The sequence below is a fragment of the Paraburkholderia sp. GAS82 genome (assembly GCF_050436285.1).
Taxonomy (GTDB): domain Bacteria; phylum Pseudomonadota; class Gammaproteobacteria; order Burkholderiales; family Burkholderiaceae; genus Paraburkholderia; species Paraburkholderia phenazinium_B.
The window spans coordinates 357,947-373,180 of the sequence record NZ_JBNDLX010000002.1 but is presented as its reverse complement, the minus strand read 5'-3'; the positions used below and the strand labels follow the sequence as shown (position 1 = coordinate 373,180).

13 protein-coding genes are annotated in these 15,234 nt (G+C 62.5%); 8 read left to right on the top strand and 5 right to left on the bottom strand.

Annotated elements, in window-relative coordinates; genetic code table 11:
* The first annotated feature begins 13 nt into the window (after window positions 1-13).
* From P3T17_RS07995 to P3T17_RS07980, 4 genes are all read left to right on the top strand, one after another.
* Entirely contained in the window at window positions 14-1,234 is a 1,221-nt protein-coding gene (locus P3T17_RS07995) for a pyridoxal-phosphate-dependent aminotransferase family protein (RefSeq protein ID WP_429405906.1), read from the top strand.
* A gap of 181 nt (window positions 1,235-1,415) precedes the next feature.
* Window positions 1,416-2,702: an MFS transporter gene (locus P3T17_RS07990; RefSeq protein WP_429405904.1), complete on the top strand. Its 1,287-nt coding sequence runs from the start codon at window positions 1,416-1,418 to the stop codon at window positions 2,700-2,702.
* 58 nt (window positions 2,703-2,760) lie between these two features.
* The gene (locus P3T17_RS07985; protein ID WP_429289168.1) at window positions 2,761-3,525 is read left to right on the top strand and encodes a 2-keto-4-pentenoate hydratase; all 765 of its coding nucleotides are present in this window, start codon (window positions 2,761-2,763) and stop codon (window positions 3,523-3,525) included.
* Between the two features lie 20 nt (window positions 3,526-3,545).
* Window positions 3,546-6,578: an FAD-binding and (Fe-S)-binding domain-containing protein gene (locus tag P3T17_RS07980; RefSeq protein ID WP_429405902.1), complete on the top strand. Its 3,033-nt coding sequence runs from the start codon at window positions 3,546-3,548 to the stop codon at window positions 6,576-6,578.
* Window positions 6,579-6,612: 34 nt separating this feature from the next.
* Here P3T17_RS07980 and P3T17_RS07975 read toward each other — a convergent pair whose 3' ends face one another.
* Window positions 6,613-7,563 carry a helix-turn-helix domain-containing protein gene (locus tag P3T17_RS07975; RefSeq protein WP_429405900.1) on the bottom strand — a complete coding sequence of 317 codons (951 nt, stop codon included), beginning with the start codon at window positions 7,561-7,563 and terminating at the stop codon, window positions 6,613-6,615.
* 137 nt (window positions 7,564-7,700) lie between these two features.
* Here P3T17_RS07975 and P3T17_RS07970 point away from each other — a divergent pair, with 137 nt between their 5' ends.
* Both P3T17_RS07970 and P3T17_RS07965 read left to right on the top strand, forming a co-directional pair.
* The gene (locus P3T17_RS07970; RefSeq protein WP_074266706.1) at window positions 7,701-8,597 is read left to right on the top strand and encodes a DMT family transporter; all 897 of its coding nucleotides are present in this window, start codon (window positions 7,701-7,703) and stop codon (window positions 8,595-8,597) included.
* Between the two features lie 240 nt (window positions 8,598-8,837).
* Window positions 8,838-9,095, top strand: coding sequence for a hypothetical protein (locus tag P3T17_RS07965; protein ID WP_074266705.1), 258 nt, complete (start codon window positions 8,838-8,840; stop codon window positions 9,093-9,095).
* Between the two features lie 15 nt (window positions 9,096-9,110).
* On the opposite strand, the gene P3T17_RS07960 is transcribed toward P3T17_RS07965, so the two are convergent.
* From P3T17_RS07960 to P3T17_RS07945, 4 genes are all read right to left on the bottom strand, one after another.
* A complete protein-coding gene (locus tag P3T17_RS07960) occupies window positions 9,111-10,334 on the bottom strand; it encodes a winged helix-turn-helix domain-containing protein (RefSeq protein ID WP_429405899.1) in 1,224 nt (407 codons plus the stop codon).
* Between the two features lie 123 nt (window positions 10,335-10,457).
* Window positions 10,458-12,167: an FAD-dependent oxidoreductase gene (locus P3T17_RS07955; RefSeq protein WP_074266703.1), complete on the bottom strand. Its 1,710-nt coding sequence runs from the start codon at window positions 12,165-12,167 to the stop codon at window positions 10,458-10,460.
* A gap of 86 nt (window positions 12,168-12,253) precedes the next feature.
* A complete protein-coding gene (locus P3T17_RS07950; protein ID WP_429405897.1) occupies window positions 12,254-13,240 on the bottom strand; it encodes a DedA family protein/thiosulfate sulfurtransferase GlpE in 987 nt (328 codons plus the stop codon).
* 270 nt (window positions 13,241-13,510) lie between these two features.
* Window positions 13,511-13,762, bottom strand: coding sequence for a hypothetical protein (locus P3T17_RS07945; protein ID WP_429405896.1), 252 nt, complete (start codon window positions 13,760-13,762; stop codon window positions 13,511-13,513).
* Window positions 13,763-14,119: 357 nt separating this feature from the next.
* Here P3T17_RS07945 and P3T17_RS07940 point away from each other — a divergent pair, with 357 nt between their 5' ends.
* Complete coding sequence (locus P3T17_RS07940) at window positions 14,120-14,308, top strand: Ada metal-binding domain-containing protein (protein WP_429405895.1); 189 nt, start codon at window positions 14,120-14,122, stop codon at window positions 14,306-14,308.
* Window positions 14,305-14,883 carry a methylated-DNA--[protein]-cysteine S-methyltransferase gene (locus P3T17_RS07935; protein WP_429405894.1) on the top strand — a complete coding sequence of 193 codons (579 nt, stop codon included), beginning with the start codon at window positions 14,305-14,307 and terminating at the stop codon, window positions 14,881-14,883. The genes P3T17_RS07940 and P3T17_RS07935 overlap by 4 nt, the downstream gene beginning before the upstream one ends.
* Window positions 14,884-15,234: the final 351 nt, after the last annotated feature.

Genomic DNA, 15,234 nt, shown 5'->3' with positions numbered 1-15,234 from the left:
TCGGAGAAGACCCATGCTGAAGCTCGACTTTCATCCTGCGGGCCGTCACTTCCTGCAGATTCCGGGGCCGAGCCCCGTGCCGGACCGCATCTTGCGGGCGATGAGCTATCCCACCATCGATCACCGTGGCCCGGAATTCGCCGCGCTCGGGTTGAAGGTGCTCGAGGGCATCAAGAAGATCTTCAAGACGCAGCAGCCGGTGGTGATCTACCCGGCTTCGGGTACGGGTGCATGGGAAGCGGCGCTGTCGAATACGCTGAGCCCCGGTGACCACGTGCTGATGTTCGAGACGGGCCACTTTGCGACGCTGTGGAAGAAGATGGCGGAAAACCTCGGTCTGAAGCCGGAGTTTCTCGGCTTGCCAGGTATAGAGGGCTGGCGCCGTGGCGTGCAGCCGCAAATGATCGAAGCGCGTCTTCGCGAAGACTCGCAGCATGCGATCAAGGCGGTCTGCGTGGTGCACAACGAGACCTCGACGGGCGTCACTTCCGATATCGCCGCCGTGCGCCGTGCGATCGACGCGGCCGGTCACCCGGCCCTGCTGCTGGTCGACACCATCTCGGGTCTGGCCTGCGCCGACTATCGCCATGACGAATGGGGCGTCGACGTCACCGTGTCGGGCTCGCAAAAGGGTTTGATGCTGCCGCCGGGCATCAGCTTCAACGCGGTGTCGCCGAAGGCCGTCGCCGCCGGCAAGCAGGCGAAGCTGCCGCGCAGCTTCTGGGACTGGACTGAGATCATCGAGATGAACAAGTCCGGCTACTGGCCGTACACGCCGAACACGAACCTGCTTTATGGTTTGTCGGAAGCGCTCGAGATGATCCTCGACGAAGGGCTCGACAACGTCTTCGCGCGCCATGAGCGTCTCGCCGAAGCCTGCCGCCGCGCCGTGCGGGCGTGGGGTCTCGAGATCCAGTGTGCTGACCCCGCCGTGTATAGCCCGGTGCTGACGGGTGTGATGATGCCGGAAGGTATTGACGCCGACGCGGTGCGCAAGACTATCTACGAACGCTTCGACATGTCGCTCGGCACGGGCCTTGGCAAAATGAAGGGCCGTATGTTCCGCATCGGCCATCTGGGCGACTGCAACGACCTCACGCTGCTGGCAACGCTGGCCGGTTGCGAGATGGGCCTGAAACTGGCGGGTGTGCCGCTTGCGGCGAGCGGGTTGCCGGCGGCGATGGAATGGTTGACTGCCGAGGCACAACGGGCTGGTCTGAAAGCCGCGGCTTGAGCTGTCCGCATCACGGGTAAGGAGTAAAGGGGGGAAGAGGAGGAGTCTTCCCCTTGCAGTAAACGGTCTTAGCGGCCGTAGCGGTCCACAAGGCGCTACGGCCACGCAGCGCACGCCAGGGAAATAACGACGCAGCGCGCCGTTTCAGGCACGCCGTCGATCGCAGCAACGGAGACAGACGATGAAGCGGTTTCGTGTGACCAGTGCGAGCAGTATCGTTCTAGTGATGCTCTGCATCATGTACTTCATTACCTATCTTGACCGTGTCAACGTCAGTACCGCAGCAGCTGGGTTCGGTAAGGAGTTCCAACTTTCACATACGCAGATCGGTCTGGTCTTTTCCGCATTTGCGTATCCGTATCTCGTGTTTCAGATCATCGGTGGCTGGGTAAGCGATCGCTTCGGTGCGAAGCGGACTCTGATCTGCTGCGGTGCGGTGTGGGCGGTGGCGACGATTCTGACCGGTCTCGCCGGCGGCCTCACATCGCTGCTTGCCGCACGGTTGCTGCTTGGCTTCGGGGAGGGCGCGACGTTTCCTGCCGCGACCGCCGCGATGGCGCGTTGGGTCGCGAAAGAGAAACGCGGTTTCGCGCAGGGCATCACACACGCGGCCTCGCGTATCGGCAATGCGGTCGCGCCCGGCGCGATCGTTCTGGTGATGGCCACCTGGGGCTGGCGTGAGTCGTTCTACATCTGTGGGCTGTTCAGCCTGCTCTGGGTGATCGTCTGGGCGGTGACCTTCACCGAGCATCCGAAAGACCATCCGCGCATCACGTCCGATGAACTCGAAGTGCTTCCGGTACCCAAGCCGAGAGCTGCCAAGGTGCCGTGGATGGCCCTGTTTCGTCGCATGGCCCCGGTCACGATCGTCTACTTTTGTTATGGCTGGACCTTGTGGCTGTTCTTGAGCTGGATCCCCCAATACTTTCTGCATAGCTATCACCTCGACCTGCAGAAGTCGGCCCTGTTTGCTTCGACGGTGTTCTTCGCGGGCGTGCTCGGCGATACCCTCGGCGGCATCGTCACGGACAAGATTTTCACTCGCACAGGCAGCCTGAAACGTGCGCGTAGCTGGATGGTGTCCATCTGCATGCTGCTGACGCTGATCGTGCTGGTGCCGTTGATGTTTGCGCACAACCTGTACGTCTCGATGGCGTGTCTGTCCGCTGGGTTCTTCTTTGCGGAAATGACGATCGGACCGATGTGGGCGATCCCGATGGACATTGCACCGGAATATTCAGGCACTGCTAGCGGCATGATGAACACGGGCTCGGCGCTAGCCGCGATCATTTCGCCGGTCGTGGGCGGGTTCCTGATTGACCGCTTCGGTAGTTGGGAACTGCCGTTTCTCGGCAGCATGCTGTTGATGGGAATCGGTGTCGTACTGGCCTTCCGCATGCAGCCGCAAAGCAAGTTCGGACAGAGCGCGGCAGCGGGCGCTCAACCGGCGCCGGGCCTTAATGTCTGAGTCTGTGACAGGCTCTCGCGTCACGCAATTTCCAACCAATCACTCATCAAGAATCAAGATGAACTTTACCGATACCTCCCCCTTGAGCCAGCGCCTCGCCGAAGCGCGAGCACGTCATCAGACGCTCGACAGCCTGCCGCCGGAACAGATACCGGCCGATTTCGGCGCTGCCTATGCGATCCAGCACGAGATCCTGCGCTTGTCGGGCTCGGAGATCGGCGGCTGGAAGATCGGTTCGAAGTCCGAAACAGGACCGATCCAGGGTGCGCCGCTGCCCGCAGCCGACGTCTACGAAGACGGCGCCAGGCTGCCGCGCGACGCCTTCACGCCGCTCGCACTCGAGCTGGAAATCGCGTTCCGTTTCGGCCGCCGTTTCGAACCGGCGCAGGAGCCTTATAGCGAAGCCGAAGTGCTGGCGGGTATCGGATCGTTCGGTACAACGATAGAAATCGTCGCAAGCCGCTACGCCGCATGGCCGAACGTCGACAAGCTCGCTCAACTCGCCGATTTGCAGAACAACGGCGCGTTGGTGGTCGGCGAGTTCGTGCCGTATCGGGAAGACTTTCCGTTTGTCGCACCGTCGCTACGGTTCAGCTTCGAGGGGCGCAACGTGGTGGTCGAGGCCGCCAAAAATCCGGCCGGCGACCCGCGCCGGCTGCTTACGTGGCTCGTGAATCACTGTGCAGTGGTTCGGGGCATTGCTGTCACTCCGGAGATGGTGATTACGGCCGGCTCGTACACGGGGATGTTTTTCCCGCAGAGCGCAGGCACGGCAAGCGGTCGCATTGAAGGGCTTGCTCCAATCAGTGTGACGCTGTTCTAAAGTTTTTTCAGGCTGACGCTATGACGAATGCCGCTTCCCCCTTACTCGTCAAACCCATTCATCTGGTGCCGTCGAGTTCCCGGATGACAACGCCGCTCGCCAGGCGATTGCGCGAAGCCTTGCGCGGCGATGTGCTGTTCGACTCCGCCAGCCGTGGCCGCTACTCGACGGATGCGTCGATCTATCAGATCACGCCGATCGGCGTCGTCGTGCCGCGCGATCAGGACGACCTGCGCATCGCGCTCGAAGTGGCACGCAGCGAAAAGGTGCCGCTGCTCGCGCGCGGCGCCGGCACGAGCCAATGTGGGCAGACGGTCGGCGAGGCGCTGGTGATCGACACCAGCAAGTGGCTGAACAACGTCGTCTCGTTCGATGCGGAGGCACGCACGGTCACGGTCGAGCCAGGAGTCGTGCTCGATCATCTGAACGCCTGGCTCAAGCCGCATGGATTGTGGTTTCCAGTCGACGTTTCGACGGCGGCGCAATGCACGATCGGCGGGATGGCGGGTAACAACTCGTGTGGCTCGCGCTCGATCGAATACGGCAACATGGTGCACAACGTCGCGGCCATTGAAGCGATCCTCGCCGACGGCAGCGAGGCGCGCTTCGGGTCGCTGCGAGACGCACCGCAAGGGGCGCGCTTGCAGGAGATCGTCGAAGGCGTGAAGCGCATCGCGACGCGCGAACGCGACGAGATCGTGGCGCGCGTGCCGAAGGTGTTGCGGCGCGTCGCCGGTTACAACATCGACGTGTTCGACTGCCAGAATCCGCGCGCCTATACCGATGATGGCCTCGCCAACCTCGCGCATCTGCTGGTCGGCTCTGAGGGGACGCTCGCGTTCAGCCGGCAGTTGACGCTGAGGCTCTCGCCGTTGCCCGCGCACAAGGCGCTCGGCGTGGTCAACTTCCCGACCTTCTGGCAGGCGATGGATCTGACGCAGCACATCGTCAAGCTGAAGCCGGTGGCGGTGGAACTGGTCGACCGCACGATGATCGATCTGGCGATCAGCAACCCGGCCTTCCGTCCGGTGATAGAGAAGGCTCTGGTGGGTCGTCCCGAGGCGATCCTGCTGGTGGAATTCGCCGGCGAAAATCGCGACGAGCAGCTGGCCGGTCTCAAGCAACTGACCGAGCTGATGGCCGATCTCGGCTTGCCCGATTCGGTCGTGCAGATGCCGGATGCCAACGAGCAGAAAGCCTTGTGGGAAGTCCGCAAAGCCGGCTTGAACATCATGATGAGCATGAAGGGCGACGGCAAGCCGGTGTCTTTCATTGAAGACTGCGCGGTGCCGCTCGAACACCTGGCCGAGTACACCAGCAAGCTCACCGAAGTGTTTCACCGTCACGGTACGGAAGGCACCTGGTACGCGCACGCGAGCGTCGGTACGCTGCACGTGCGGCCGATTCTCAACATGCGGCAGGACGGCGCGCTCAAGATGCGGGCGATTGCAGAAGAAGCCGCGGCTCTCGTGCAGGAATACAAGGGCGCGTATTCGGGCGAGCACGGCGATGGGCTGTGCCGTGGCGAATGGGTGGCATGGCAATACGGCCCGCGCCTGAACGAAGCGTTCAGCGAGATCAAGACGCTCTTCGACCCTGACAACCGTTTCAATCCGGACAAGATCGTGCGTCCGCCGAAGATGGACGACGCGCGCAATTTCCGCTTCGCGCCGGGCTATCGCGTACGGGCGCTGGATACCGCTCTCGATTGGTCCGCGTGGAACGTCGATCGTGATCCGCTTACCGGCGAGGAAACGCTGCCGGGTACCGGCAACGATCTCGCTGGCGGCCTCGGCAAGGCCGTCGAGATGTGCAACAACAACGGCCATTGCCGCAAGTTCGACGCGGGCACCATGTGCCCGAGTTATCGCGTGACGAAGGATGAGCAGCACGTGACGCGCGGCCGCGCCAATACATTGCGTCTGGCGATCTCAGGACAACTCGGTGAAGAAGGATTAGCGAGCGACGACGTCAAGGAAACGCTCGACCTGTGCGTCTCATGCAAGGGCTGCAAACGCGATTGCCCGACCGGCGTCGATATGGCGAAGTTCAAGATCGAGGCACGGGCGGCGCGCGTCAAGCGGCATGGTCTGAGTGTGCGCGACAGGCTGGTCGCGTTCATGCCGCGCTATGCGCCGTTCGCGAGCAAGGTGCCGGGGCTGATGGCGTTGGCTGAGAACGTGCCGGTGCTGTCCGGATGGTTCAAGCGCACGGTGGGTTTTGCGCCCGAGCGCACGCTGCCGCGTTTTCGCAAGTCGTTCCTGGCAGGGGCCGCTTCGACACGCGCGGCTCGCCCGGTTGGTTCGAATGCGCAAGTGAAAGAAGTCCTGTTGTTCGTCGATACGTTTAACAACAACATGGAACCGGAGAATGCGCGCGCCGCGCAACAGGTGCTGGAGGCTGCTGGCTATACCGTGCACTTCAACACTCGCCAGGGCGAGCGGCCGGTGTGTTGCGGGCGTACGTTCCTCGCCGCAGGCCTAGTGAACGAGGCGAAGCAGGAAGCGCGGCGCATGCTTGATACATTCAAGCCGTTTGTCGATCGCGGTGTGCCGATTGTCGGACTCGAACCGTCGTGTCTGCTGTCGTTGCGCGATGAGTTTCTCCACTATGGTTTTGGTGAGGAAGCGCAACGGCTGTCGAAGTCGGCGTTCCTGTTCGAAGAGTTTCTGGTTAGCGAGCAGAAAGCCGGGCGCGTGAAGCTCGACCTCAAACCACTGCCGACACAAAAGGCCCTCGTGCATGGCCATTGCCATCAGAAAGCCTTCGACGCATTCACGCCTGTGCAAACCGTGCTGAAGTGGATTCCGGAGCTGACGGTGTCGACGGTCGAGTCGTCGTGCTGCGGGATGGCCGGTAGTTTTGGTTATGAAGCTGAGCACTATGCGACTTCGCAGGCGATGGCGGAGTTGTCGTTGCTGCCGGCGGTGCGCAAGATCGGCGCCGATACGGTGATGGTGGCCGACGGCACCAGTTGCCGGCATCAGATTCACGACGGCGCCGGCGTCGACGCTGTGCACGTGGCGCGTGTGCTGGCGATGGCCTTGAAGTAGGCAATAAGCCAGGCGTAGTTGGCTTCAGCTGACCTTACGCCGCCGTGCTCATCGCCTGGCGGAACAGTACGGGCGCCACGCCCACCGCTTCGCGGAAGCGGTGGCTAAAGTGGCTGGCGTTCGCATAGCCGCAGCGCGCCGCGATCTGGGCGAGCGGCAGCGCCGTGGTGCGCAACAGCAGCCGAGCCCGTTCAATACGCTGGTGGGCGATCCACGCAGCCGGCGGCAAACCGAACGAAGTGCGAAACATACGCGCCAGGTGGTACTCCGACAGACAGGCCACTTCGGCCAGATCGCCCAACGTGAGCGGCTGGCTGAGATGCGCGTCGATGTAGTCACGTAGCCGCCGGCGCGTCGCCACCGAGAGACCGCCTCTGAGCTCCGCATCGGTACGGCTCACGCCTTGCGACTTCAGCAGCAGGCTCAATACTTCGTGCGCTGTTTCATTGGTCCTTAGCAGACCATCGGCGTCGTCCCATCTTTCCTCGGTTAACGACTGACACAGCGTAGCAATGCGCGCGTCTTCGAAATAGGTGCGGTCAGCCAGCGTCACTTCCCGCGGCTCGCGGTCCAACTCCCGCACGGCGCGTTGCGTGAAGTGTTCGGGCAAAAAATACAGATGCATGAAATGCATCTTGCCGCGCACCCACCAGCGCGATTCGTGGTCGCCGGGCAGCGCGCATAGCCGCGTCGGCGCGCCATACAGCCCCGGCATCTTTTGACGCTCGGTGCGATATCCGCCGTCGATATAGCACGACAGCGTGTGATGGCCCGGATTTTCATAGACGGTTTCGGCTTCCTCTGTCTCGCGAGTCCACTCCGCCACCGCCAATTGATCGCCGAGCCACGCGAAGCGCTGCAGCGTCGCGTTGGCGTCGCGCAGCGTGTGACACACCGACTGGATGCCAAATGGCGTCTCGGTGGAGTCGATCGCGGTGCCGGGCTGGATGGCGGTGTTCACGGCTGAAGAAGTGGCGGATTGCATGGCTTACAGTATAGAGCGGACGGTGCAGTCGCCGCTCCGCACGGCCAAAAAGTGCGCAATCCTGGACAAGTAGTGGCTGGTCCGCAGGCGCAGACTCGGGTGGTCGAATCCCCGATTTCCATCCCGCAAGCGTTGCCATGAACCTGTTTCTTTATGCCTTAACCGTTCTGATCTGGGGTACCACCTGGATCGCCATCAAATGGCAACTCGGCGTGGTGCCGCCGCCGGTGTCGATTGCCTGGCGCTTCGGGCTCGCCGCGCTGATCCTGTTCGCAGTGCTGCGCATCATGCGCCGGCCGATCTGGCCGCCGCGCGCCGCTTGGCGATATCTCGCGGCGCAGGGCCTGGCGCTGTTCTGCTGCAACTTTCTGTGCTTCTACTACGCCGAGCAGGTCGTGCCGAGCGGTCTGGTTGCCGTGATCTTCTCGATCGCGCCGCTGCTGAATTCGATCAACGGCCGGCTGTTCATGGGACGGCCGCTGCAACCCACGGTTATCCTGGGTGCACTGCTCGGTCTGGTGGGCATCCTGTGCCTGTTCGTGCCGCAGATGGCCGGACACCTCGGCGACCAGACCGCGTGGCTCGGGATGGGCGTCGCATTGCTCGGCACGTTGTGCTTTTCTACTGGCAGCCTGCTGTCGAGCCGGATGCAGTCGATGGGTCTGCACCCGCTCGTCACCAATAGCTGGGCCATGCTGATCGGCGCCAGCATCCTGACCGTGGGCAGCGCTTTGGCGGGCTTGCCGTTCAGCGTCGAACCGGATGTGCGGTATCTCGGTGCGCTTGCGTATCTGGCCGTGTTCGGCTCGGTGGTCGGATTTACGGCCTATCTGATGCTGGTGGGACGCATGGGCCCGGAGCGTGCCGCCTATTGCACCGTGCTGTTTCCGATCGTGGCGTTAGCGGTCTCTACCGTATTCGAGGGCTATCGCTGGACTGTTTTGGCCGTCGTTGGTCTGGTACTCGTGGTGGCAGGCAACCTCGTAGCGTTCGATCTGACGCGGCGCTTCTTCTCGCGGCGCGCCGCTACCTGATCCGTCGCTTCCCCGCCGATTCCTCTGCGATCCACGGTGAGGCTTGAGTAGCCGCACCGTGCACCCTCATCTCTTTGAGGTGAGTCTTTTCGGGAATCGATTGCACTCAAGCCAATGCATCAACGCGTAAAGGTGAGAACGTTCGGGAGTGGCGTGCGGCGGATGGACGATCGATCCTGATCGGTATATAACAACATTAGAGATTCATCCACCACCGCCACAACTGAGAGACGCTCCATCATGACGCGTGATGTTTCGCAAAAGCAGGAAGCGGGCGAACGGCCTGATCTCGAACACCTTGACGCAGCTGTCAGCCACGTCGATCAGTTGGTGAGTTCGGGCGGCATTGCATCGGGCGCAGCCAGAGGTCTGCTGTACAGCCTGATCGAGACGCTCGGCACCCTGGTGGGCGACCCGGATTTGCCCGAGCACGCCCGTTCCGGCTATGAAGGCCTGCTGGAAACGGCGCGCGAATTACGGGTCAAGCTCGATCACTGAAATTGATCAGTCGATTCAGGCTTCCACACTTTCCTGCGCTGCTAACGCTTCGAGCAGCTCGGGTGGCGCCGACGTGATCTGCACTTCCGGCGTGCCATGCCAGTCGGCGCAACGCTGGATGGCGCGCCGCAGATCGGCGGCGAGACGGCCGCTGACGCGTACTCCCGGTTCCAGATGAAGCGCCTTCAACTCGAAGATGCCGCTCGTGCGATGCGCCTTCGCATCGGCCCGGCCAATCAGCTTGCCGCGGTTCAGAATCGGCAGCACGAAGTAGCCGTATTTGCGTTTGGCGGCGGGCGTATAGCACTCAATCACATAGTCGAAGTCGAATAGCGCCGCGGCGCGCTTGCGATCCCACACCACCGGATCGAACGGCGACAGCAGGGTCGTGACCGTCGAGGTCAGTTTGCCGCTCGCCGCATCGTCGATCAGCGGCGCGAACTCCTGATGCACGTACGTATCCTGCTTCCATCCTTCGACGCGAACCGGAACCAGCTCTCCTTGATCGGCCAGCGCGTGCAAGGCTTCGACATACGGTCGGCGCGGCAGCCGGTAGTAGTCAGCCACCCAATCGGCGCGCGCCACGCCTAACGCCCGGCAACTGCGTCGCAACAGTTCCGGCTCGACCGCCGCCGCCGGTTGCAGATCGCGTTCGTCGTTCCAGCCCGGCAGCACCCGCTCGGTCAGGTCATAGACGCGATGAAAATTGCGCCGCTCAGCCACCATCAATTCGCCGATGGCAAACAGCACTTCGAGGTGGCGCTTCTCCGGCTTCCAGTCCCACCAGCCGTTACTCTTGCCGGCCTCACGGACGAAATCTGCCGAACGCACCGGCCCATTCGCGCGAATCTGCTTGAGCAGCTGGTCGATCTCCTTGCGGTACTGCTTGTGCCACTCGCCTGCGTATTTCCAGCCCATCCCGCTCGGGTCGAGCATGCGGTGACGTAGCAGACCGTAGTCTTCGATCGGCAACAGGCAGGCCTCGTGCGACCAGTATTCGAACAGCTTGCCTTCGGCCAGATGCTCGTCGAGCCACTGCGGCGTGTATGTACCGAGGCGGCTGAACAGGACGAGATAAGGACTGCGCGCGACGACGTGAATCGTGTCGATCTGCAACTGCGCCATGCGGCGAATCGCGTCGATGACGTCGGCTTTGGTGGCTTTGCGGCGCGGCGGGGTCAAGAGACCTTGCGCGGCCAGATGGAGGGTGCGGGCGGCGGATAACGGGAGAGTCTTCACGCGGTCGATCGCTGAATGGATGGAGCCCGCGCAGTGGCGCGCTGGCGTAGTAGCGGCGTAAGGCTGACCGAAGATGCGTCGCCCGGCCGGATAGCCGCTACTTTAGCGCGAAAGCGTCGTGCGTCATGCTCCCAGTGCCACCGCCTCCTCTGCGCTCACCGCCAGCATCTGATGGATCTGCGACACTACAGCCGCCCCTTCACCGACTGCTGCTGCCACGCGTTTGGTCGAGCCGGCGCGTGCATCGCCGATCGCGAATACGCCGTCAACCGTGGTGCCGAGATCGCAGGTGGAGTTCAGGCCTCTTTCACCGGTCAGCACGAAGCCCTTGGGATCGAGCTGCACGCCGCAGGTTTGCAGCCATTCGGTGTTGGGATCCGCGCCGGTGAAGAGGAACAGATGACGTGTGTCGAACCGATCCGTGCCGTCTGGTAACGGCTCCTTCAGCACCACCGATGCGAGGCCGGCCTCATCAGCTTCGAGCTGACCAATCTCTGTGTGAGGATGCACAAACACATTCGGCAGCGAGCGGATCCGGTCGATCAGATAGCGCGACATGGTCGCTTCGAAACCACTGCGCCGAATCAACACGTGCACCTTCGCCGCATGCGTGGCGAGATAGACGATGGCCTGCCCAGCCGAATTGCCGCCGCCCACCAGCACGATTTCTTCGCGCTTGCACAGCTTGGCTTCAACCGGCGACGCCCAGTAGTAGACGCCCTTGCCGTCAAAACGCTCGAGACCTTCGATAGCCGGCCGACGGTACACCGCGCCGCTGGCAATGACGATGGTGCGCGCTTTCACGCTGCCACCGCACTTGAGCTCGAGCCGGTGCGGCGACTCCTCGCAATGCAGGGCTTTGACCCTGACCGGAATGGCGACGTGCGCGCCGAACTTCTGCGCCTGCACAAACGCGCGTCCGGCCAGCGCCTGACCGCTGATGCCGGTCGGAAAGCCGAGATAGTTTTCGATGCGCGAACTGGCGCCCGCCTGACCGCCCGGCGCGCGGCTGTCGAGCACGATCACCGAGAGGCCTTCCGAAGCCGCATAAACGGCCGTGGCGAGTCCTGCCGGCCCTGCGCCGACGATGGCAACGTCGTAGATCAGCGAAGCGTCGAGTTCGGGCAGCATGCCGAGGCAGGTTGCAAGGTGAGGATCGCTCGGATGACGCAGCACGGTACCGTCCGGGCAGATCACCAGTGGCAGGTCTTCAGGCTTTGCACCGAACTGCTCGATCAGGCCGAGCGCCTCCTCATCACGTTCGTCGAGTACCGAATGCGGATGACCGTTGCGCGACAAGAAGCCCTGCAGCGAGACGAGCCGCGAGTCGTTGCTCTTGCCGATCAGGATCGGGCCGCCAGCGCCCTTTTCGATCAGCGAGACACGCCGCAGGATCAGCGCACGCATGATGCGCTCGCCAAGCTCTGCTTCCGCGACGATCAACGCGCGGAGTTTGATAGGTGGAATCAGCAAGGCATCTACGGGTTCCAATGCCACGCCGCTGACGAGGCAGACGCGTCCCGACAACTGACCCACTTCGGCGAGGAACTGCTTCGGACCACGTTCGGAGACGAGGCGCTCACGGCCGAGGCCATCGCGTTGGAAAAGCTTGACGCGTCCCGTGAGCGTGACAAACATGCCCGGTCCGACACGACCGGTTTCGAACAGCAGTTGACCGGGTTCCCAGTGCTGCACCTCGCCGAATTTGCTCAGCCGCTTGATTTCTTCCCACGTCAGTTCGGGGAACATCTGATGTTCGCGTGTCGCCAACGAAGAGAACGGCGCGTCGGCGACCACAGCTTGTTGTCCTTCGGCTTCTTGAATCTCAACCATCAAACCACTCCTTCTGTCGTTTGATCCAGCATGGGGTACAGCGAGGCAGCGCAGGCGACAGACGAACTGCTGGAGAACCGGACGTGCTACACCGCCGGCGCTACGCCGGGATGCACTTCATCCATCGGCTCCTCTTCCAGTGGCTCGAGTTGCCGTCCCGCGTCGCGCCACGCGTCGAGACCGCCGCGCAGCGGCAGGACGTCGGCGAAGCCTGCTTCGTTGAGTTGTTTGGCCATCCACGCCGCCGAAATCTCATTCGGGCAGGAACAGTAGATGACGAGTTTCTGGTTCGGCGGATACTTCGCGATGATCTCGTTGAGCTGGCGCTCGTCGGCAAACTGGGTGCCCGGGATCACAAACGGATCCAGCTTGCGCTTCTCGCGCGAACGGATGTCGAACAGCACCGGCGGTTGGCCGGATGCGATCAGGTTGCCCAGCTCATCTATCTCCATGCGCGCGGTAGCCAGTTTGCGGATGAGCTGGCGCCGCCGGATCCACCGGTAGGTGGCGTAAAGCAGCAGCAATGCGGCGATTACCACGCCCGCCATCTTGCCCAGGCGTCCGGCGCCCGCCATCAGCATGTCGATTTGCTGCGCGAACAGGGCGCCAATGATGAGACCCGTTCCAGACCAGAGCGCGGCGCCGATGCTGTCGTAAGTCAGAAAGGTGCGATACGTGGTGCCCATCGCACCGGCCATCGGGATGGAGACGATCGACAGGCCCGGCACGAACTTCGCCACGGCCAGCACGCGCACGCCCCAGCGGCCGAAGAAGCGCTCGGTCTTCTTGACACAGGTGTCGCGCGAGAGAGACAGCTTGCACAGCGTCTTCAACGTGTTGCCGCCGTAAATGCGGCCGGCGAGGTACCACGCGCTGTCGCCGATCAGCGTGGCGAAAATGGCGAGGATCAGCACCGACGCGAGCTGCGTGCCGACGGTGGCCGGATGCATGGCCGCCATCGCGCCGAACAGGACGAGACAGGGCATCGCGGGCACGGGCAACCCTAGCGATGCGGCGAGCACATTAGCGAAGACGAGAGCAGGCCCGTACTGCTCCACGAGGTCATGTAGCATCGGCTTACTTCCGCGACCGTTTCCGGCGGGAAGCGAAGAAGTAACTTAAGGATTATGGACGCATTTCCGAGACGTGCAAGCGTCCGGTAATGTGGGGCGCGGATGAAGCGGGAGAAGCTTTGCCGGGTCAGGCACGGCAGGTGCGGAGCGCGATTGGGCCGAGGCTCCGGACGGCCGTTTGTTGCTGGTCATTCAACGCTGAATTTCTCAAGCGGGCTGGGCGGTGGGTGAACGGCGTTCGCGTGCACCCGTACCGCTGCCACCTCCGTTTTACGACCGGTGATTGTGTTGTTCACCCGGCAATTCGGCGCCGTGCGCGCGAATGGCCGCAATCAGTTCCGCCGGCGTGATTTCATAACGCACTTCGCGGTGGATGCCCGGCTTGCGCTCGTCCACTTCGATCAGAAGAATACCCTTGCCGTCTTCTGTCGACTCGAGGCGCAGTGAGCGAAGTTCGCGCGCCGTCGCGTCGTCGAATTCGGTGAGCAGGGCCATTGACCCGGAAGACCCGGTAGTGCGCATCGAAGTTGTCCTCGTTCCGTTGTTTATCAAGCCATTGTACGGGCAGCCTGGTGCACCATGTGCCGCACACCGCCAAACCCATAGCATCCCACAAACTGCCGAAACCCGCGCTGCGCTTTGCTATGCGCGATGCGAGGATGTCGTGTCAGCCAGTTTAACGCGACTCATTGTGTCGCCGGATGCATTTTTCGTGCCCCGCTGCGGTGCAACCGTTCCACCCGATTGTCATGGCCCTGACGCGTAGCCGGGTTAGGGCTTAGCATCGCGAATGAGCGGCGCGCGGCTCTGCCGCCCGCAGGCAGGCACCTGTGCTGTAAACGATCCACCCCGCGCAGCCGTTGACCGGCATGCGAGGCAATGCGCTACATTGATGCTATGAATCGGGACCGTGAAATCTGCTGTAAGCCGACGCCCTCAGGCGCCGCCCCGTGCTTTGACGGCGGCTTCTCTCTGGTGGTGGCCTCGGCAGGTATTTATTGCCGCCCGTTGCGTCCCGTGCGATGGTCGGGATTCGCAAATTGCCGTTTCTACTTGAACGCTGCATGAAACACTACTTGACGATTCAGAGCCCGCTCGGCGCGATGTGGCTACGCGCCGAGGACGATGCGCTCACGGGCGTGTACTTCGTCGGCCAGAAGTACTTCCCGCTGGACGCCGTCGACACCGCAAGCGGCACGGTGACCGGTCGCGATGCCGATACATTCACTGGTGTATCTATGGGCAAGCCGCCGCGCGTGTTAGCGGAAAGCGCGGAGCAACTCGCCGAATACTTTGCTGGCGAGCGTCAACAGTTCACCGTGCGCCTGCAGATGGCCGGTTCGCCATTCCAACGAAGTGTCTGGAGCGAACTCGTCAAGATTCCGTTTGGCGAGATCGAGAGTTATGGGCGGCTCGCGCAGCGGCTCGGGCTACCGATCGGCAGTGCGCGCGCAGTGGGAGCCGCGAATGGACGTAATCCGGTGTCGATCATCGTGCCGTGCCATCGCGTGATATCGAACGCGGGCGAGCTCACCGGATATGCTGGCGGACTTGAACGCAAAGCGGCTTTGCTCGCGCTCGAGCGGCCGGCATCGAAACTCCCCCGGCAGCTCGAATTGCTGGACGCCGACGACGCTTTCTAACGCAGTGTGGCGTGCACGACGTTCGCGACGTGCGTTGAAGTGCGGCGACCGGCATCTGCCCGGCAACAAAAAATAGCCCGTCCGAAGAGGGACGGGCCGCTAAAACGCCGTTTTACATGGGTCAGCCACCCCGCACAACCAGGGCGCTGACGGACTTATGCTGATCCGCGCCGAACCCTTTGTCGAGGTGGGAGTAACGCCGATCTATCAGACTAAACGGCATCCGGCGCCACGGTGCCCGGCGGTTTGTTTCGCTATGCCGACTACACGACGTTTGCCGGATGCGTCGAACGCGCTACACTGCGCCGGATAGTGCGGTATGGCCGCAGACACGGCTGCTTGCAAACATTA